General features: G+C 71.3%; 17 protein-coding genes and 1 pseudogene. 10 read left to right on the top strand and 8 right to left on the bottom strand.

Annotation, left to right across the window (positions count from 1 at the left end):
• Both BBH68_RS44670 and BBH68_RS36325 read left to right on the top strand, forming a co-directional pair.
• Positions 1-127, top strand: a 127-nt coding sequence (locus tag BBH68_RS44670) for an ATP-binding protein (RefSeq protein ID WP_141713133.1), incomplete at its 5' end; no start/stop codon positions are given.
• A 61-nt stretch (positions 128-188) separates the two neighbouring features.
• A complete protein-coding gene (locus tag BBH68_RS36325) occupies positions 189-668 on the top strand; it encodes a MarR family winged helix-turn-helix transcriptional regulator (RefSeq protein ID WP_065968112.1) in 480 nt (159 codons plus the stop codon).
• On the opposite strand, the gene BBH68_RS36320 is transcribed toward BBH68_RS36325, so the two are convergent.
• Together BBH68_RS36320 and BBH68_RS41150 are read right to left on the bottom strand one after the other, a co-directional pair.
• Positions 638-3,502, bottom strand: a complete 2,865-nt coding sequence (locus BBH68_RS36320) for a tetratricopeptide repeat protein (protein ID WP_170066635.1) — start codon at positions 3,500-3,502, stop codon at positions 638-640. The genes BBH68_RS36325 and BBH68_RS36320 overlap by 31 nt on opposite strands.
• A 248-nt stretch (positions 3,503-3,750) precedes the next feature.
• Positions 3,751-3,936: pseudogene (locus BBH68_RS41150) on the bottom strand (S41 family peptidase); the annotation flags it as partial.
• Between the two features lie 29 nt (positions 3,937-3,965).
• Here BBH68_RS41150 and BBH68_RS36315 point away from each other — a divergent pair.
• The 7 genes from BBH68_RS36315 (at position 3,966) to BBH68_RS36285 (ending at position 11,142) form a co-directional block, all read left to right on the top strand.
• Complete coding sequence (locus BBH68_RS36315) at positions 3,966-4,343, top strand: nuclear transport factor 2 family protein (RefSeq protein WP_065968108.1); 378 nt, start codon at positions 3,966-3,968, stop codon at positions 4,341-4,343.
• Between the two features lie 78 nt (positions 4,344-4,421).
• Positions 4,422-5,135, top strand: a complete 714-nt coding sequence (locus BBH68_RS36310) for a VOC family protein (protein WP_065968107.1) — start codon at positions 4,422-4,424, stop codon at positions 5,133-5,135.
• Between the two features lie 32 nt (positions 5,136-5,167).
• A complete protein-coding gene (locus BBH68_RS36305) occupies positions 5,168-5,656 on the top strand; it encodes a MarR family winged helix-turn-helix transcriptional regulator (protein ID WP_065968105.1) in 489 nt (162 codons plus the stop codon).
• Positions 5,653-6,600 carry an MFS transporter gene (locus BBH68_RS36300; RefSeq protein WP_245738477.1) on the top strand — a complete coding sequence of 316 codons (948 nt, stop codon included), beginning with the start codon at positions 5,653-5,655 and terminating at the stop codon, positions 6,598-6,600. The genes BBH68_RS36305 and BBH68_RS36300 overlap by 4 nt, the downstream gene beginning before the upstream one ends.
• Before the next feature lie 132 nt (positions 6,601-6,732).
• The gene (locus tag BBH68_RS36295; protein WP_065968104.1) at positions 6,733-9,060 is read left to right on the top strand and encodes an MMPL family transporter; all 2,328 of its coding nucleotides are present in this window, start codon (positions 6,733-6,735) and stop codon (positions 9,058-9,060) included.
• A 7-nt stretch (positions 9,061-9,067) separates the two neighbouring features.
• Entirely contained in the window at positions 9,068-10,456 is a 1,389-nt protein-coding gene (locus tag BBH68_RS36290; protein ID WP_065968121.1) for a sensor histidine kinase, read from the top strand.
• Positions 10,453-11,142, top strand: a complete 690-nt coding sequence (locus BBH68_RS36285) for a response regulator transcription factor (RefSeq protein ID WP_065968102.1) — start codon at positions 10,453-10,455, stop codon at positions 11,140-11,142. Before BBH68_RS36290 ends, BBH68_RS36285 begins: the two co-directional genes overlap by 4 nt.
• On the opposite strand, the gene BBH68_RS36280 is transcribed toward BBH68_RS36285, so the two are convergent.
• From BBH68_RS36280 to BBH68_RS43680, 5 genes are all read right to left on the bottom strand, one after another.
• Positions 11,085-12,362, bottom strand: coding sequence for an FAD-dependent monooxygenase (locus BBH68_RS36280; protein ID WP_065968100.1), 1,278 nt, complete (start codon positions 12,360-12,362; stop codon positions 11,085-11,087). The two genes, BBH68_RS36285 and BBH68_RS36280, sit on opposite strands and share 58 nt — an antisense overlap.
• Entirely contained in the window at positions 12,359-13,756 is a 1,398-nt protein-coding gene (locus BBH68_RS36275; RefSeq protein WP_245738476.1) for an MFS transporter, read from the bottom strand. Before BBH68_RS36275 ends, BBH68_RS36280 begins: the two co-directional genes overlap by 4 nt.
• A 363-nt stretch (positions 13,757-14,119) precedes the next feature.
• Entirely contained in the window at positions 14,120-14,251 is a 132-nt protein-coding gene (rpmG, locus tag BBH68_RS36270) for a 50S ribosomal protein L33 (RefSeq protein WP_065968098.1), read from the bottom strand.
• A gap of 7 nt (positions 14,252-14,258) precedes the next feature.
• Positions 14,259-15,023: a hypothetical protein gene (locus tag BBH68_RS36265; protein ID WP_079254507.1), complete on the bottom strand. Its 765-nt coding sequence runs from the start codon at positions 15,021-15,023 to the stop codon at positions 14,259-14,261.
• Positions 15,024-15,027: 4 nt separating this feature from the next.
• Complete coding sequence (locus BBH68_RS43680) at positions 15,028-16,827, bottom strand: hypothetical protein (protein WP_065968097.1); 1,800 nt, start codon at positions 16,825-16,827, stop codon at positions 15,028-15,030.
• Positions 16,828-17,547: 720 nt separating this feature from the next.
• Between BBH68_RS43680 and BBH68_RS36255 the strand changes: the two genes are divergently transcribed.
• The gene (locus BBH68_RS36255; RefSeq protein WP_065968116.1) at positions 17,548-19,062 is read left to right on the top strand and encodes a carotenoid oxygenase family protein; all 1,515 of its coding nucleotides are present in this window, start codon (positions 17,548-17,550) and stop codon (positions 19,060-19,062) included.
• Positions 19,063-19,096: 34 nt separating this feature from the next.
• Here the strand turns inward: BBH68_RS36255 and BBH68_RS36250 are convergent.
• A partial coding sequence (locus BBH68_RS36250) for a toprim domain-containing protein (protein WP_245738475.1) occupies positions 19,097-19,891 on the bottom strand: 795 nt, incomplete at its 5' end.

The raw sequence follows: 19,891 nt of genomic DNA, 5'->3' as shown, positions 1-19,891 counted from the left end.
CGGACGAGACGAGGGCGGCCGCGGCCTGCTCCTGATCTCTCAGTTCACCCAGCGGTGGGGCACGCGCTACCTGCCGGAGGGCAAGGTCATCTGGGCCGAACAGCCCCTCACGGAGCCTGCCGCGTGACCCGCTCCCGAACCCTGTCCGCTGTCGCTCGGCGCAGGCCGCGCATGCTTAAGTAGGCCCCATGACCGACCAGACCCCGCCAGCCGAGACCACGCCGGAGATACCCGCTGCTCTGACCGCCGCGCCCGGCTATCAAGTCCGCCGTCTCTACCAGGCGTATCTCGCGGTGTGGGGACGCGAAGTGGATCCGGTGCTGACCGGACCCCAGTTCGCGGTACTGCAGGCGGTCGAGGCCAATCCGGGCCGGGACCAGCGGTCCATGGCCGCTGCCGTGTCCCTGGACACGTCCACCATGGCCGACGTGGCCCGCAGGCTGGAGACCCGCGGCCTGCTCGCCCGCCGCCCCGACGCCGCCGACGGCCGTCGCAAGCTGCTCTACCTCACCGACGCGGGCAGCGACGCCCTTCGCGAGGCCAACGACCGTGCCCGCATGCTCGACAAGATCCTCCTGGAGTCCTTCGGAGAGGCGGAGCGCGCACCGTTCATGGCCACGCTGCGGGCACTCGCCGATCACTGGGAGAGGCTGGCGGAGGGGTCCTGACCCCCGTCGAGCTCGTTGCCCGCGTGGATGAGGATTCTCAGCGCGGCATTCTCTTCTCCCGGGCTGTCCAGCGCACGGAAGAGGAGGACCGCCTTCCCGCTGACGGCGACGGCCTCGTCGAACCGGCGCAGTTCGACGAGGGCGAGGGCGCGGTTGGCGAGTGCCACAGCCTCTCCGTAACGATCCCCGGTCCCCTGGAAGATTTCGGCGGCCTTGGCTCCGGCGCGGTCCGCTTCCTCGAATCGGTTCATCATCAGCAGCGCCGCCGCGGTCTTCTCCGCGGCTTCGGCCTCACCGTGGCGTTCGGAGATCTCCCGGTAGATGGCGGCGGCCTCGGCGTGGGCGGCGACGGCCTCCTCGAGCTGTCCCATCTCGCGGCGGGCCGTACCGACGTTGTTGTGGACATCGGCCTCCGACTTGCGGTCCCCCGTCTGCCGGAAGAGCTCAGCGGCCGCGTCGTGGGCCTCGATGGCCCGACCGAACTCTCCCGTCCTCCGCAGCGCGCAGCCGAGGTTGTTCAGGGCGATTCCCGCGCCGTGGGGATCGCTGGTCTCCTGGAGCAGTTCCGCGGCCAGGGTGTGCTCGATCACCGCCTCCCCGGCACGACCGTCCGCGGCAAGGGACATGCCGAGATTGGTACGAGCCAAGCCCTCGCCATGGCGGTCGTGGGTGTCACGGAAGGCTTCGACGCCCCGGGTGTGAGCCTCGATGGCCTCCTGCAGCCGGTGGGCCCGCATCAGGCACAGCCCCATGCTGTTGCGGGCCACGGCTTCGCCGTGACGGTCGCCGACAGCGCTCAGGAGTTCGGCCGCCCGGGTGTGGGCGTCCAGGGCTTCGTCGATACGCCACTCCTGCAGGAGGGTGTTGCCGAGGTTGGTGAGCGCCGACGCCTCCCCGTGCTGGTCCGCATTGCGGCGGTAGATGTGCGCCGCGCGGCTGAAATCCTCCACAGCACGGTCGAATTCCCGCACCCCGGACAGCGACTTGCCACGGTTCATGAGGAGAACGGCGTCGTCGTGGTCGCCGGGGTCTCCTTTGACGCGCGTGACTTCGGCCAGGACGGCGAGCGCCTCGTCGAAGCTGCGCAGTTCGACCAGGACGGCCACGAGGTTGACGAGCGCTCGGGCCCTGCCGTCATCGTCATCGAGTTCGCCGAAGATCCGAGCGGCTGCCGTATACGCGCGAACGGCGTCCTCGAACCGGCGCGTCTCACACCAGTTGCCGGCCATGTTGCTGAGCGACTCGGCCATCCCGTGCGGGTCACCACGCTCTCGCTTGATGCCCAGTGCGAGGCTGTGCGCCTTGACGGCCTCGTCGAATCGCCGGGCCGCGGCCAGTGCCAGACCGTGGTTGTTCAGCGCCGCGGCCATGCCTTCGTCCGCGTCGTGCTGGTGGCACAGGCCCACCGCGGTGGTACTCGTACCGATCCAGTCATCGATGTGTCGCCGGCGGTCGAGGTACCGGGTCAGCGCGAAGGCCAGGTGGACGCTGATGTCAGGACGTCCCACGACATGGGCGGTCTGGACGGTGGCGACGAGGTTGGGACGCTCCGCGTCCAGCCACTCCAAGGCCGCGACGAGATCGGGAAAGCGTCCCGGCGCATCGCCGTCCGGCCCCAGGTGGGCGTCGGCCGCCTCCGTGGTGAGACGGTAATGCTCGAAGAGGCGGCCGAGCGCTTCCATCGGCCGGTCCTCCTCGGCCCGGGCCCGGCCTTGCTCATGGGCGAACAGCCGGACCAGGTCGTGCAGGCGCCAACGTCCGTAGGTGGCGCCGTGACCCACGAGATGGGCCCGGGCCAGATCGCCGAGGAGGTCCTGGACGTCATCGGGGTCTTCGTCGAGCAGGCGGGCCGCGGCCACGGTCGACATGTCAGGACCCTGGCCGAGGGACAGGAAGCGGAACAATCGCGCGTGCTCAGGAGCCAGAGCCCGGTAGGAGAGCTCGAAGGCGGCCCGCACGGCCAGGTCGGCGCGACGGCTCAGGCGGTCCAGCCGACGACGCGTGTCCTCCAGCATCCGGGCGAGATCGGCCAAGGGCCGGGCAGGGGCTTCGGCGAGCAGCGCGGTGGCGACCCGCAGGGCGAGCGGCAGCCCGGCGCACAGCTCGCTGATCCTGAGGGCCTGCGCCGGTTCCGTGGCCACCCGTGCGTCCGCCGGGTCGGCTTGCCGAAGCACATTGCGGATGACCTCGACGCCGAGGTGAGGCTCGAGTATGTCGAGGTCGTACAAGCGCTCACCGAGGTGGAAGGTGAGGGTGTGCCGGGAGGTGAGCAGGACGGGAGTGGCACCGTCGGAGGGCAGCAGCGAGCGGACCTGTTCGCTGCTGGAGGCGTTGTCCAGGATGACGAGAACGCGCCGTCCCTGCTCGGCATAGCCCTTCAGGATGGTGCGGTACAGCGCGCTGCGCCCCTGCCGATCCGTGGGAAGGTGTTCGAGGGGAACGGCCAGACGGCGCAGTAACGCGTCCAAGGCGGCCTCAGGGGTCAGGCGGCGTTCTTCGTCATAGCCGAACATGTCCAGGAACAGCACCCCGCCGGGAAACCAGCCGGGTTTCGCGAGTGCGCGGCAACCCACCTGCAGGGCCAGCTCGGACTTACCGACTCCGCCCAGACCCGCCAGCACAGTGATCGATCCGCCAGTTGGACCCGGCACATCGCGTGGGTCGGGAGCCAGCCGGGTGAGGATCTCCCGCAGTTGGTCGCCGCGGCCGGCGAAGGCGGGCGTGGCGGGCGGCAGACCGCCGGTCGCCGGGGTGACGACGGGCGGCAGATGCAGATGGACGGTGCGGCCCTGGACCACCGCGTTCAGGTAGATCCCGCCGTTGATCTGATTCACCACGGCCCCACCGGCCGGCGCCGGCGCGACTTCAGAGGCGCCCCCTCGGGCTCCTGGCCCGGGCCCTCCGTCGTCACCGCTGTCGGATTCCGCTGCCGGTTTCGTCTTGTTTCCCCCCATGCCCGGTTGAATACCCGGATAAGAGCACAGGAGAAACAACAGGCAGATGGGTCCAGCGGGGAGGGGCACGGCGCCGGGGCCTTGGCTCATGGGCAGTCGGGTTGCTGCCTGAGCCAGTGGGTGGCTGCGGCACCGTCGGAGAGGCGGTGGGGGTTGTTGCCGGTCGGATTCCCCCAGGTCCTCGTCCCGAAGCTCCGGGTCGCGGGGCGGCCCCGAAAGGCCACGGTGACCGCTTCTCCGGCACTCGCGGTCTGGCTGTCGGTGCTGTGACCGGAATGGTTCACCGTGACCGGAAGGCGGCTCACGGGACGAGCGCACGCGAAACGGCTGGTATTACTGGGACATGCAGGAAGAGACCGCGCGCTCCGCAATCGACACGTTCATCTCCGCGTTCAACGCCTCGGACGACAGCTATGTGACTGCCCTGCTCTCCCAGGCCCTGACCTCAGACGTGGTCTTCTGGGGGCCATTGGGCCGCAGTGAAGGGATCGAGGCGGTCGAGCGGTTTGTGCTGGACATCAGGCATCACCCGGCAGGGACCGGTACGATGGTGCGCTGCTCAGCGGTGGACATGCCTGGCGAGTGGGCCCGGTACCAGTGGGTCTTCACCACGCCGGATGGCGGCCCCCGCCTGGCGGGAACGGACGTCGTCCATCTGCGGCGGAGCCTCATCGACCAGGTCATCGTCTTCGCGGGGGAGATCGAGCCGTCCGCCTCCTGAGTGAGGCTACGGTACGAGGCGCTGACACGGCGTCCTGCCGACGGTCGGCACTCAACGGACCAGAGGATGCGTGGCGCCATGAGCAGTCGACTCTTCGCAATCTCCTTCGACGCGCGGCAGCCCGAGCGCCTGGCGCGTTTCTGGTCCGGCCTCCTGGGGTTGGAGAGAGCCGACGATTCTCACGGTGGCGTCGCCCTGCTGTCCGGGAATGACGCCGACTACCGCCTCGGCTTCCGCCCCTCCCAGGCGCGGAAGGTCGCCCAGAACCGGTCACACTTCGACCTGACCAGTTCCTCCCCGGAGGACCAGCAGGAGACGGTGGCCAGGGCGCTCGGCCTCGGTGCGCGCCATGCCGACGTCGGTCAAGGACCGGACGCCTCCCATGTGGTGCTCGCCGACCCCGAGGGCAATGAGTTCTGTGTCCTTGAGCCGGGCAACAAGTTTCTCCTCGGCTGCGGCCTGATCGGAGCGCTCGCCTGCGATGGTTCGCAGGCCGTGGGCTACTTCTGGAGGGAGGCGCTGGGCTGGCCGCTGGTCTGGGACCAGGACGAGGAGACCGCCATCCAGTCGCCCAACGGCGGTACGAAGATCACGTGGGGCGGTCCGCCGCTGATGCCGGATCCCGGCAAGGACCTGCACCTCGATCTCGCGCCGGACGACGATCCGCAAGGGGAGGTCGAGCGGCTGCTGTCCCTCGGGGCGAAGCGTCTCGGCTCCGCCGGCGGCGGGGACGGCGCGGTGCTGATGGCCGACCCCGACGGCAACGAGTTCCGCGTACTCACGCACCGGTGAACCAGTTGTCACAGCGCTGTTATATTAGCGCTGTGACATCTCTGGATCCCACAGCGCTGCCCGATCCCTGGCACTCCCTGCACGAGCTTCTGGCGGCCATGGACGCCGAGATCGAGCAGGTCTATGTCGAGCGTGGCATCGAGGGGGTGCGGCCTCGGTTCGCCTATCCGCTCATCCGGCTCGCCCACACCGGACCACTGACCATTCGCGAGCTCGCGGAGTCCCTGGGCCGCTCGCACTCCGCGATCAGCCAGACCGTCGCCGCCATGCGCAAGGAGGGCCTGGTCACCTCCGAGCCGGGGCCTGACGCCCGCACCCGCCGGATCGACCTGACCGAGCGGGGCAGGTCGCTGGTGCCGTTCCTGGAGGCGGAGTGGCGCGCCACCCACAAGACGGTCGCGGAGCTCGACAGCGAGGTCCCGTACGCGATGACCGCCGTTGTCGAGGAGGTGCGGCGGGCACTGGAACGACGGTCGATGCGGCAGCGGATCCTCCACCATCTCGTCGAGCCACCGCGATGAGGCGACGCGTCCGTGTCCGGTTCCTCGACACCCGCCCGCTGCGCGGCAGCCATGCGTTCCGCGACCTGTGGATCGGCACCTCGGTCTCCCAGATCGGCGGACAGATAGCCACTGTGGCGGTGCTGGCCCAGGTCTGGGACCTGACCGGCAGCCCGGTGGGCACCGGCGCCATCGGGCTCGCCACCGGCCTGCCGATGGTGCTGTTCGGGCTGCTCGGCGGCGCGTTGGCCGACAGCGTCGACCGCCGTACGGTGGTGCGGGCCACCACCGCGGGCCAACTGCTGGCCGCCGCGGGGCTGAGTGTCCAGGCCCTCGCGGACAACCGAAGCGTGCTGCTGCTGTTGGCCCTGGTCGCCATGGAGACAAGCTGCGGCGCTCTCGGCGCTCCGGCCCGGCGCACCTTCCCGGTCCGGCTGTTGCCGGGCGACCAGGTCGCGGCCGGTCTCGCGCTGACCAACGTCTCCTTCCAGGCGGCGATGCTGGCCGGTCCCGCGCTGGCCGGGCTGATCATCGCCCGCTGGGAACTCCCCGCCGCATACGCGACCCAGGCGGTGGCCATGGCCGTCTCGATGCTCGCGGTGATCCGCCTGCCGGCCATGCGGCCCGAAGGCGCCGACGTGGCAGGCGGCAGGCGCCGGCCGAAGCGTGGCGGTTGGCGGATCGTCCTGCGCCGCCCGACCCTGTGGGGCTCCATGGCCACCGACCTGTCCGCAACGCTGCTCGCCATGCCCATCGCGCTCTTTCCCCTGGTCAACGAGATCCGTTTCGGGGGAGACCCGCAGACCCTCGGCCTGTTCCTCTCGGCCGTCGCGGTCGGGGGGATCACGGCCGGACTGCTCTCCGGAACGGTGACGCGTTGGCGCCGCGGCGGACTGGTCCAGCTGTCCGCCGCCGGCGTCTGGGGCCTGGCCAGGCATGTGGTGCGCAGGCACCAGGACACCTGAGCGGCTGGTCCGGGTGCACCAGGGGAAGACGGCGTCGGGGGACGATGCCCGGCGGGGCGCCGGAGGGAAGGGTGGGAGGCGCGTGAATCCCGCGCATTCCCCTTGCCCCGCGGTGTCTGGAGTGATCAACAGGTGGCGACATTTCTTTACCGGGTCGGCCGGTGGGCCTTCCGGCGGCGCCGGCTCGTAGGTGGTCTGTGGTTGGGAGCCCTGGTGCTGGCCATCGCCGCCGCCGCCATGGCGCCGGCCGGGGAGGAAGAGGACCTCTCCCTGCCCGGCACCGAGTCGCAGAGGGCGTTCGACCTGCTGGACGAGCGCTTCCCGCAGAGCAACTCCCAGGGTGCCGAGGCCCGCTTGGTGTTCCGGGCCCCGGACGGACAGCGGGTGACGGCCAGGGAGAACAAGGCGGCCGTCGAGGACGCGCTCGGCTCGCTGGACTGGGGCGGTCAGGTCGCGTCGACCACCGACCCCTATGAGACCGGCGCTGTCAGCGAGGACGGCACCATCGCCTACTCCACGATCACCTACGCCGCGGACGCCGTCGACCTGACCGAGGCGACGAAGAGCGCCCTCGAGGACGCCGCTCGCCACGCCCGGGACGCGGGGCTGACCGTGGAGATCGGCGGCTCGGCCCTGGACTCGGAAGAGGAACCGGGCGGTACGACGGAGATCATCGGCGTGGTGGTGGCGGCGGTGGTGCTGGTCCTCACCCTCGGGTCGCTGGCCGCGGCCGGACTGTCCCTGCTGACCGCCTTCCTGGGCGTGGCCATCGCCTTCGGCCTGGTCACCGCGCTGGCGGTGCCGCTGGGCCTGACGTCCACCGTCGCCATCCTGGCGCTGATGCTGGGGCTGGCGGTCGGCATCGACTACGCGCTCTTCATCACCTCCCGCTACCGTGACGAGCGGGCCCAGGGCAGCGAACCGGAGGAGGCCGCCGGCCGGGCGGTGGGCACGGCCGGATCCGCCGTCGTCTTCGCCGGCGCGACCGTCTTCATCGCCCTGGCCGGGCTGGGGGTCGTCGGAATCCCCGAACTCACCAAGATGGGCATGGGTGGCGCGGGCGCCGTGGCCCTCGCCGTACTCGTCGCACTGACCCTGGTCCCCGCGCTGTTCGGCTTCTTCGGCCGGCCGATACTGTCCCGAGCCGTCCGCAAGGCACCCGCGGATCGCCGGCCGGTAAGCGAGCGGCCGGGAAGGGAGCGGCCGGGAAGGGAGCGGCAGGGAAGTGAGCACCCGGGAAGTGAGCGCCCGGGGAGCGCGCGTCCGCGCCCGGTGCCCGCCGCGGCCGCCCGGCCCGGGCTCGGCACCCGCTGGGCGCGGTTCGTGCTGCGCCGACCGGCGGCCGTGCTGCTGATCGCCGGACTCGGCCTGGGCGCCGTCGCCGTACCGGCGCTGAGCCTTGAACTCGGGCTGCCCGGAGACGAGTCCAAGCCGGTGGAGACCACCCAACGCCGCGCCTACGACCTGCTGTCGGAAGGCTTCGGCCCCGGTTTCAACGGCCCGTTGACCGTGGTCGTCGACATGCCGGGGGTCGCGGACACCCGGGGTGCCACGGACCTGGTCGCCAGGACCGTACGGGGAGTGGACGGGGTCGCGTCGGTCGGTGACCCGGTTCTCAGCCGGACCAAGGACACCGCCGTCCTCACCGCCGTCCCGCGGACCGCGCCGAACAGCGGCGAGACCAAGGACCTGGTGCACGCGATCCGGGGCGCGGTCGCCGGCGTCGAGGCCGACACGGGCGCCGACATCCTGGTGACCGGCACCACCGCGCTGAACATCGACATTTCCGAAGCCGTGTCCGACGCCCTCATCCCCTACCTGACCGTGGTCATCGGCCTGGCGGTGCTCCTGCTGACGGTGGTCTTCCGCTCGCTCCTGGTCCCGGTCAAGGCGGCGCTCGGCTTCCTACTGTCGGTGGGTGCCGCCTTCGGTGTCCTCGTCGCCGTCTTCCAGTGGGGCTGGGCCGCGGACCTGGTCGGCATCGAGCAGACCGGACCGGTCATGTCGCTGATGCCGATCCTCATCATCGGCATAGTGTTCGGCCTCGCCATGGACTACGAGGTCTTCCTCCTCAGCCGGATGCGGGAGGCCTACGTCCATGGCGCGTCCCCCGGCGAGGCAATCGTGGGCGGCTTCCGGCACAGCGGACGTGTGGTGGCAGCGGCGGCGATCATCATGATCAGCGTGTTCGCCGGATTCATCGGGATGAACTCCCCGACCATCCGGACGATGGGCGTCGGCCTCGCCTCCGCCGTCGCCTTCGACGCCTTCGTGGTCCGGATGGCGATCGCGCCCGCGGTCCTGGCACTGCTGGGCCACCGGGCCTGGTGGCTGCCCCGTATCCTGAACCGTGTGCTGCCGAATGTGGATATCGAGGGTGAGGCACTGAGCGGGCATGTCCCGGCCCCCGCGGCCGAGTCGGACGCGGTGCGGCTCCCCGCCGGCCGGCACCGGCACTGAGCCGGCCATGACGAACACGGATGGCGGTGGCCCGCGACCGCGCGGCACGTGGTGGCGGGAGGGAGCGGTCACGGCGACGGCGTTCGTGCTCTGTCTGCTCGGCGGCGTGGTGCGGGACGACGGCAGCACGCTGTCACCGCCGCCCACCGCCGCCTACTTCATCGCCGTGGCGTCCTGTGCCGTGCTGCCGGTGCGGCACCGGGCGCCCCTGGCCGCCATGGCGGCCACGACCGCGAGCGGCGTGCTGGCGCCGACCCTGGGCCTCCTGCTGAGCCCGCTCATCGTGGCCCCCGCCGTGATCACCGCCTACTCGCTCACCGCGCGCACCCGACGGCACGCGACGAGCGCGGTGGCGCTCACCTCCGTGGCGCTGCTGGTCGCCTCCACCCCCCTGTTCGGGGCCCTCTCCTGGAAGGACGTGAGCAGGGTGGCAGCGGTGGCGGCGTTCCCGCTGGTGGCCGGCGTACTCGGGCACTCGGCACAGAACCGGCGGGCCTACCTCGCGGCCATGGAGGAGCGGGCCCGACGGGCCGAGGAGAGCCGGGACAGCGAGGCGCGCCGGAGAGTGGCCGAGGAACGGGTGCGCATCGCCCGGGAACTGCACGACCTCGTGGCCCATCAGATCACCCTGGCCAACGCGCAGGCCACGGTCGCCGCCCACCTCTTCGACGCCCGCCCGGAGCAGACCCGCAAGAGCCTGAACGAGCTCGTCGAGACCACCGGCGCGGCGCTCGACGAACTGCGGGCCACGGTCGGTCTGCTGCGCCAGTCCGGGGACGCCGCCGAGCCCGCCGAACCGGCGCCCGGGCTGTCCCGGCTTCCCACGCTCCTCGAGTCCTTCCGCCGCGCGGGCCTGGAGGTGTCGGTGCGCCAGGAGGGCACGGCCAGGCCGCTGCCGCCGGGAGTGGACCTCACCGCCTACCGCATCGTCCAGGAGGCCCTGACCAACGTGACCAAGCACGCCGGTACCAAGAGCGCCCGGGTGCGCCTGTCCTGGAACCGCGATCGCGTGACCATCACCGTCGCCGACGACGGAGGGGGCGCTCGTACGGCGCCGACCGCGGCCGCGGCGCAGGGTGGGTCCACGGTGCCGACCGCGTCCACGGCGCCGGACCGTCCGCCCGGCTACGGTCTGATCGGGATGCGTGAACGGGCCCTCGCGGTCGGGGGACACCTCTCCGCCGGCCGGCGCCCGGAGGGCGGCTTCCTCGTCTCCGCCCAGCTGCCCCTGCCGCCCGCCAAGGACACGACGCGGAGGACTGACGGAGCGACAACCACGGAGGGGCGGATGGCCGACGAAGCGACAGGCGACGGACGAGCGGACGACGGACGAGCGGACGACGAACGGACGGGCGGCGGACGGACGGGCGGTGGAGAGGCCGGGGGTGCGCCATGACGCTCCGGGTGCTGCTCGCCGACGACCAGGCCCTGCTGCGCGGTGCCTTCCGGATACTCCTCGACAGTGCCGACGACATCACCGTGGTCGGCGAGGCCGGCGACGGCAGGGAGGCGGTGAGACTCACCCGGGAGCTGCGCCCGGACGTGGTGATCATGGATATCCGCATGCCCGAAGTGGACGGTCTCGCCGCCACGTCGGAGATCTGCGCGGACCCGGAACTGCGGGCCAGCCGCATCCTGATCCTCACCACGTACGAGACCGACGAGTACGTCGCCCAGGCGCTGCGCGCGGGGGCCGGCGGCTTCATCGGCAAGGGCATCGGGGCCGAGGACCTGCTGGACGCCGTGCGGACGATCGCGGCCGGGGACACCCTTCTGTCCCCCGCCGCGACCCGCTCGTTGGTCGCCCGTTTCCTGGCCACACCGGACGCCCCGCCGCACCGCACCGACCAGCTCGCCCTGCTCACCCCGCGCGAACGCGAGATGGTGGCCCTGGTCGCGACCGGCCTGTCCAACCAGGAGATCGCCGAGCGGATGTTCCTCAGCCCCTTCACCGTCCGCGCCCACGTGCAGCGCGCCATGACGAAGCTGGAGGCCCGCGACCGGGCGCAACTCGTCGTCATCGCCTACCGCACGGGCCTGGCCCACGCCGCCCCCGACGGCGACACCGACCGCCTGTCGTAGTCCTGTGCCGGGGGCGCTTCGGGCAGGGCAAGGGCCGAGTGGGCAGGCCGTGCGGGTGCGGAGGGCAGGGTGACGAGGCCACGCAGCATGGTGTTGCGTCGCTCCAGGGCCCGCGCCGTGGTGGGGAAGAGCGTGGCCGCACCGTTGTCGACCAGGGCCTGGTTCATGGCGACGAACTCGCGAACGTCGCGTTCGTAGGCGGCGAAGGCCGCGATGTGGTCGCGGTTCGTGGCCAGGGCGTGGGTGAGCATGTAGGCACCGACCAGCGCGAGGCTTGACCCCTGGCCGGTGAGGAACGAGGGTGCGTACGCGGCGTCGCCGACGAGTGCGACGCGGCCGCTGGACCAGTGGGGCATGCGGATCTGACCGGCCGTGTCGAAGAACAGGTCCTCCGCGTCGCGCAGGGCCTTGACCATGCCAGGGATCTCCCATCCCGCGCCCGCGAAGACCGTGGCGACCAGATCCCGCTGGGCCTCGGGGTGCCGGAGGGCATGGAACGGCGGCTCCGGCTGATGGAAGGTCAGGAAGGCGTGGAGCTCGTCGTCCCCGACGGCGTAGAGGGCCGCGGCTTTCCCCGGGGTGTTCCACATCATGACCTCGTGGGAGAGGCCGAAGGTGTTCGGCATGGTGAATATGGCGAAGCAGTACCCGAGGTAGCGGTGGAACCGCTCCTCGGGGCCGAACAGGGACTCCCGGGTGGCCGAGTGCATACCGTCGGCGCCGACCACCAGGTCGAACGTGCGCCGCCGCCCACTGCGGAAAGTGACGTCGACCCCGTGGCCGGACTGGTCGAGGGTGCCGATGGAGTCGCCGAACAGGAATTCCACGTCGTCGCGGACCAGCGCGTGGAGGATCGCGGCCAGATCCCCACGACGCACCTCGAGGTCCTGTCCCTCGACCCCGCCGGCAACGGCCGACGGGCTGAGCGAGGCCACTTCACCGCCATCGGCGTCGAGGAAGGTGCAGCGCCGCGAGTCGATATGCGCGTCCCGCAGTCGCGGCAGTATCCCCATCCGCCGGACCACCTCGATCGCGGTGCCGCGGACGTCGATCGGGTAACCACCGTCGCGCGGTGTTCCCGCCTTCTCCACCACGGTGACCGCGCATCCGGACCGGTGCAGCCAGTACGCGAGGGCGGGCCCGGAAATACTGGCCCCGGAGATCAGAACGGTGCGCGTCGCGGGAGTACTCACGTCCAGCGACAGATCCGTAGGTGTCATGCCTGGGTTCCCTTCTTTGTGAAACGGACAACGAGCAGGGACAGCGCGGCGACGAGGCCGGCGACGGCGAAACCCGTGACGAAGGCCGATTCGGCCGGCCGGCCCGTCGTCGAGTCGGCCCCGGCGTCGAGGATCGCGCCGGCGACCTGGGAGCCCACGGCGACGCCGATCACCCGTGTCACCACGAGCAGGCCGGTGGCGATGCCGGTGTCCCTGGTCCCGACGGCGGTGGCGGTCCGGGTGAGCAACGCCGTGGTACCGAGGCCCGCGCCGATGGCGGCCAGCACCTTCGCGAGGACGAGCTGCCACTCCGCGGTGTGCAGCGACACCAGTGCAACCATCGTGCCGGCCGTGACGACGGCCCCCACGATGAGCACGGCACGCAGACCGAAACGCCGCGCCGCGATTCCGCCCACCGAATCGCTCACCGCCCCGGCGACGGCGCCGGGCAGCAGGAACAGTCCGATCTCGGTGGTGTCGGCAGCGAAGCCGTACCCGTCTGCCGAGACCGCGAACAGCTGCGGGAGCAGAAAGGCCACCATGCCGAAACCGGCGGTTATGACGAGGGTGAGCACGCACGAATGCCACATCGCGGGCTTTGCCAGCATGCCCAGATCGACCATCGGCGAGGCCGCCCGGCGCTCGACGACGACCCATCCGGTCGTGAGGGCGGCCACGGCCACCGCGATGGCACCGACCGCGAGTGGCGGCAGGCCGGCGCCCGTCGTCTTCACGAGCCCGAACATGAACGTGAGCAATGTGCCGCTCAGCAGCACCATGCCGGGCCAGTCGATCCCGTGGTCCGACGGGCTCGGCGGATCATGCGGCATCAGCCGAGTCAGGACCAGCGTCGTCGCGATGATCGCGATCGTCGGCAGCGCGAACATCCAATGCCAGGACAGTCCTTCCGCGATCGGCCCGGCAAACAGCGTCCCGACCATGCCGCCGCCCGTGAACAGCGCCATGACCACCCCGATCGCCAGCCGGGACTCTCCTGACGGGAGGTGTTTGCGCACCAGGATGAAGGAGAGGGGCAAGGCGCCCACCATGACGCCCTGCAATACCTGGCCGAGCAACAACACCGGCAGGTTCGGTGCCAGGCCGGCCAACAGACCACCGGCCGAAACCACGGCCATCAGCCGGACCAGCACCCGCTTTCCGCCGTAGCGGTCGCCGAGTTTGCCCGCGACGGGTGCGACGACCGCGCCGGTGACGAGTAACGTGTTGCCGACCAACGCCCCTTCGGCAGGACTGACCCCCAGCTCACGCTGCAGCAGCGGGAGCGCGGGCTCCACCACTGACTGCAGCGTGCCGAGGGCGAGTGCCAAGATGCCGAGGGCACCGATCGACAGCCTTCCGATGCGTACCGGGGAAACCACGGCTTCGGTCGCCACCTGTTGATCACTCCAGACACCGCGGGGCAAGGGGAATGCGCGGGATTCACGCGCCTCCCACCCTTCCCTCCGGCGCCCCGCCGGGCATCGTCCCCCGACGCCGTCTTCCCCTGGTGCGCCCGGACCAGCCGCTCGTGTGTCCTGGTGCCTACGCACCACAGCCCGGCACCACAGCCCGGCTCGGGCCGGGGCGGAGTGGGACACCCCCTCCACGCGCATGGCCCGGCACCGCGTGTGCGGTGCCGGGCCATGAAAGGGTCAGGCCGTCAGCGGCGAGGGGGAGCGGTGCGGCCGTAGCGCCGCTCGACCTCATGGGTGGTGCCTCCTCAGGGGGCCTCCATCGCGGGACGACGGAGGCAGGGGTCAGCGTTCTTCGCGGAACAGGACGTGTCCGCCGACCACCGGGTCGTACTTGCGCAGGGCCAGCCGGTCGGGGTCGTTCACCCGGTTCTTGCGGGTCACGTAGGTGACTCCGGTGCCGGCCGTCGACTTCAGCTTGACCTCAGGGCTCGTAGTCCTCGATGAGGCGGCTGATGACCCCGTGCAGGATGTCTGCGCGGGGCCGGTCCTCCTGCTGTACCCGCAGGGCGTGCTCGGTCGCGCGGAGCCTGCGCCAGGCGTCCGCGTCCTGGTCCATCACCTGGTCGACGAGTGGCGAGGAGACCAGTTCCAGGCACTCGGCCAGCCGGATCCGGGTGGCAGGGGCCGGCGGGGTGGGACGGGGCTCGGCGAACCCGTCGGTCAGATACCGCGCGGGATCCCTGAGGCTCCAGCCGGCGACCTCGCCCTGTTGCACGAGGAGGGACACGTCGGGGGCGATGCAGAGCCGCGCGTCCAGGTCCCGGTCGAGACCCCCGATGTCCCGGAAACATCGCAGCTCGGTGGCCTCGGGGTCGCAGTGGAAGACCGTGGCCCGGGGCATGGCGAAATCCCGCGCCGCCTCCGCGCGCAGCCCGCCCGTGTGCGTCCGCGGGGCGTCGTGGAGGGCGTGGCGCCGTGGCACGGAGACGGACCGCGGAGGCACGAAGAACGTGAGACTGCACAGCTCCCGGCTGCCCCGGTCGAAACGGAAATGCTCGTCCTGCGACCACAACCACTGCGCGCTGCCGAAGGTGTCCGGCAGCTGCCGCTCCCGTCCGGCCGGGTCCGCGTATCCGGCGACGATCACCTGGAGATCGCGGAAGTCGAAGCGGGGGGTGAAGGCGAGAGGCCTGTCCGTCCATTCGGCGACCATGGTGTCGCCGAGCGTGATCTGCACCGTGCTCATCGCCTCATCGGATACGCCTGGCGGGTGGCATGAAGCCGCCCTTGGTGTCGGGGATCTTTCCATTCACGATGTCCTCGTGGGTCACCGGGGGCCCCGGGTCGTCAGGCGACCCACCCAGAGCCTCGGCTCCGCTCTGCCCCTTCTTCCCGGAGGGGCCGTAGCCCGTGATGACGTCACCCACGCCGGCTCCGGGGCCCTTGGTGACCACGATGTCCTCGCCCTTCCGGAAGATGAGGTTCCCACGCCCTCCCTGGGACAGGTACACCGCGTCCGGGTTCTTGAGGATCTCCCTCACGCGTTCGTCACCGAAGTGGGGGTGGTAGTTGCTGGACTTGCGTACCCTGCCCCCCGCGGCCCGCTCGATGATCTTGTCGGCGGCGCCCACGGCCTTCTCGTCCGGACACTTGGCGCCGCCGGCGACGGCCTCGGCGCCGGTGGGCGGGCGGTGGACGCGGAGGGCGGCGGCGTACGGCGGCTCGGAGGGCTCGGCGGCGCCGGCCGAACGGGCCGCCGCGCCTGACACGGAGCCGCGGAGGGTGCAGCCGGTGCCGTCGCGTTCCTGCCGTACCCGGTCGACCAGCTTCCTGACCTCGGTCCTCGCCAGGGCATAGGCCCTGATCACGGTGTCGGCGCGGTAGGGGATGCGGTACTGGACCGGACGGCCGCCGTTGGCCCGGGAGCGGGCCCGTGCGTCGGCCTTCTTCCGCGCCTCGACCGAGGCGAAGGTCGGTCCGGCGCCCGGGTTGGAGCAGGACAGCTTGCCGGAGACGCTGGTGCCGGTGACCGCGAAGGAGCTCGGCGGGCTGGCGCAGTGGCCCGCGGACCTGCCGTCGATGGTGAACGAGGCGGTCATCGCCGCGGTGACCTTGCCGTCGCTCAGGCGGCTCCTGGCGCTGGTGGTGATCTGACCGGTGAAGCTGTTGGCGGCGGTGCAGCCACCGGAACCGCATGTGACCGTTCCCGAACCGCTGAGGGTCAGGGCGATGCCGCCGTCGGTCGCCTTGTTCAGCTCCTTGGTCTGTTTCTCCAGGGAGTCGAACATCGGGTCGACGGCGTCCCCGGTGACCGGCGTCAGGTCCAGCCCCGCGACCTCGCTGCCCTCGAGGGGGCCGTCCGTCACCTCGGGGGTCTCGGAGGGATCCTCGTCCTCGGAGGCCCCCTGTGCCGCGGCGGGCGTCAGCCGCACCGAGGCCGAACGAGCGGCCGAGGCCTCGGAGGCCCCGGCCGCCCGGGAGGTGCGGTAGGACTCCAGGCGCAGCACCCGGTGGGGCTTCTGCTCGGTGACGAGCAGACGGCCCGCCGAGGTGTCCACCGCGAGGGCCGGCGTGCCGTGGACCGTGGGAGGCTTCGCCGACTCAGTCGGGGCGGGGGTGTCCTTCAGCTTGTCGAGAGCCTTCGAGAGCTTCGTGGCCAGGTCGGGCGGGGCCGGCCGGTGCTTCACCACCTCCCGCGTCACACCGTCGCTCTCCTCCGCGGCCGCCCACTTCCCCGAGTCGCCCTTGCCGGACTCCGTACCGGAGACCGGGGCCTTCTGCCGGGTGAAGGTCCTGCCGCCGATGTGCAGGAACTCGCGGTTGGCGTCGGCGTCGCCGGAGCCCTCGGTGCCGAAACGGCTGCCGGAGGCGGTGACGGTGACGTCCCGCTTGGTCAGCCCGCCGCCGGAGTCCTGGTACCGCAGGCCGGGGACGTCGGCCAGGGCGGCCACGGCCTGCCGGAAGGGCTTCAGATCCCGCTTGGCCTCCGGCTTCTCGGATCCCGAGGTGTTCCAGACCAGCAGCCCCGCCAGCAGCGCCGTGACCAGCACACCGGCACCGCCGAACCACAGGAGACGTTTCCGCCGCCCGGCGGGCAGCAGCCGCCGTCCCTGCCCGGGTGGCGGCGGGGGTGGGCCGTACGGCAAAGAGGGCGGGCCGGGCGGGGGCCCGTAGGGGGAGTACCGCGGCGGTACCTGCGGAGGGTACGGGCCGTGCGGAGGGTACGGGCCCTGAGGCGGGGGCCCGAAGACGCCGGGCGGCGCGGCGTACGGGGATCGCGGGGGCGGGTAGTTCGGCGGAGCCGGGGGCGGTGGCCCGAAAGCGCCGGGTGGTGGGCCGTCGGGGGAGTCCTGGGGTGGCCGGTGTACGCCTTCGTGCTCCGTCATGGTGTTCCCCGTGGGTCGTCTGCGGGCCGCCGTCCCGGGGGCGGCGCCCCTACGCCTGGCTGTCCTGGCCGTCAAGGACGGGAACAGACCGCGATGGCGGAATGGCTCGAGCGTTACGGCAACAGTCTGAAGGTCAGTCACGCCTCACGTGCGCTGGTTTTCGGACATCGGGCCGTTCGGTGCGGCCGGTCCGCGGGCAGCGTGCTGTGCCATAAGGCCTCCAGCGGCTCGCCGCGACATCCCGGCCTCGGGGGTGGTGCCATCAACACCCCCGATTCGGGGCCTGGGCCGACTGTTTCACGGGCCACGGCGGAGGAGGGTAGATCCCGTCACCCGGAACCCGGCGGACGGAGCCGGACATCGACAAGGGAGTGGGGAAGCATGATGGCCAGTCACGCACGGCGGAGGATTCTCAAGGGCGCCGCGGTCGCGGCAGCGGGCGGCGTGGTCGGCAGCGGCCTCGGGCCCGGCTTCTTCCCGGCCGCGGCACAGGCGAGCACCGTGGCCGGGGAGAGCGGCACGACCGGCGCGACCCCGTTCCTTGAAGGGGCCTTCGAGCCGGTCACGGAGGAGTTGACGGCCTTTGACCTCGAGGTGACCGGCCGCGTCCCGGGTGACCTGGACGGCCGCTATCTGCGCAACGGCCCGAACCCGCTGGGCCTTGAGGATGTCCGTGCCCACCACTGGATGCTCGGCGACGGAATGGTGCACGGGGTCCGGCTGCGCGGCGGGCGCGCCGAGTGGTACCGCAACCGCTGGGTGCGGTCCTCGCAGGTGACGGCCAAGCTGGGGGAGGCCTACCCGGGCCAGGCGCCACCGGACGACTTCGCGTGCAACACCCACGTGATCGCGTACAAGGGACGCATCCTCGCGATGCAGGAAGGCGGGCCGCTGCCGTACGAGCTGGACGGGGAACTCAACACCCTGCGCCCGTACGACTTCCGCTCCACGCTGGGCGGCGCGTTCACCGCGCACACCAAGTACGACTCGGCGGCCGACGAACTGCACGCGATCGCGTACTACCCCACGTGGGACCATGTGCGGCACATCCTGGTCGACCGGACCGGCCGGGTGGCGCGGACCACGCGGATCCCCGTCGCGGACGCGCCGATGATGCACGACTTCGCGCTCACCGAGAAGTACGTGGTGATCGTGGACGTGCCGATCACCTTCGACGGTGCCGCCGCGGAGGCGGGCGCGCTCGTGCCGTACGTGTGGAACGACAGGCATCCCATGCGCATCGGGCTGCTGCGTCGCACCGGCGGCCGCGCCATACGCTGGTTCGAGATCGACCCCGTGTACTACTCGCACACCCTCAACGCCTACGACCAGGGCGACACGGTCGTGGTCGAGTACACCGGGTTCCCCGCGCCGTTCCACGCCGCCGGGCGCGGCATGGGCGGACCTTCCGCGACCGGCGCCCCGACCCTCGACCGCTGGACGATCGACCTGCGCGCCGGCCGCGTCCGCAGCAGCCGGCTGGACGACCGCCCGCAGGAGTTCCCCCGCATCAACGAGTCTCTGGTCTCCCGTCGGCACCGCTACGCCTACACCGCGAGCGCGGCCGAGATGTGGCGCGCGTACGAGACCGTCGACGGGGTGCCGCCGGACGAGAAGTTCACCAACCACCTGGTGAAGCACGACATGCTGCGGAGCAGCCGGCAGCTTCACCGCTTCCCGGCGGGCGCGGCGGTCAGCGAGCCGGTGTTCGTCCCCCGGCGCGGCGCGCGGGAGGAGGACGACGGCTACGTCCTGTCGTATGTGAACGACCCCGACCGCGGCGCGACCGACCTGGTGATCCTCTCGGCCCAGGACTTCGGCGGCCACCCGCTGGCCCGTATCCACCTCCCCGGCCGGGTACCCCTGGGATTCCACGGCAGCTGGGTCGCGGACGCCTAGCCACGGCCGGGGTGGCGGGCCCGGGGGCGGCGGGTCAGATGTCGAGGAAGCGGACGTCTTTGGCGTTGCGCTGGATGAAGTGGCGGCGCGCTTCCACGTCCTCGCCCATCAGGACGGAGAACAGGTCGTCGGCGACCGCCGCGTCGTCGAGGGTGACCTGGCCCAGGACCCGGTGGTCGGGGTCCATGGTGGTCACGCGCAGCTCCTCGGCGTTCATCTCGCCCAGGCCCTTGAAGCGCTGGATGGAGCCGTCTTTGCCGCGACGGCCGGCCTGCCGGCCCCGTTCGAGGAGCACGTCGCGTTCGCGGTCGGAGTAGGCGTATTCGACGTGGTCCCGGCTCCACTTGATCTTGTAGAGCGGGGGACGGGAGAGGTAGACGTGGCCTCCTTCGATCAGCGGCCGCATGAAGCGGAAGAGGAAGGTCAGCAGCAGGGTGTTGATGTGCTGGCCGTCGACGTCCGCGTCCGCCATCAGGATGATCTTGTGATAGCGGAGCTTGGCGATGTCGAAGTCCTCGTGCACGCCCGCGCCGAACGCGGAGATGATCGCCTGGATCTCCTGGTTGTGGAGGATCTTGTCGATCCTGGCCTTTTCGACGTTGAGGATCTTGCCGCGGATCGGGAGGATCGCCTGGTACCGCGGGTCGCGGCCGGACTTCGCCGAACCGCCGGCGGAGTCGCCCTCGACGATGAAGATCTCCGACCGGGAGGGGTCGCTGGACTGGCAGTCGGCGAGCTTGCCCGGCAGCGCCGCGGACTCCAGCAGGCCCTTTCGGCGGGTCAGGTCGCGCGCCTTGCGGGCCGCGACCCGGGCGGTGGTGGACGGCCT

The organism is Streptomyces sparsogenes (genome assembly GCF_001704635.1).
GTDB classification, from domain to species: domain Bacteria; phylum Actinomycetota; class Actinomycetes; order Streptomycetales; family Streptomycetaceae; genus Streptomyces; species Streptomyces sparsogenes.
The sequence above is the reverse complement of the archived record's forward strand: the minus strand, read 5'-3'. Positions and strand labels throughout refer to the sequence as shown.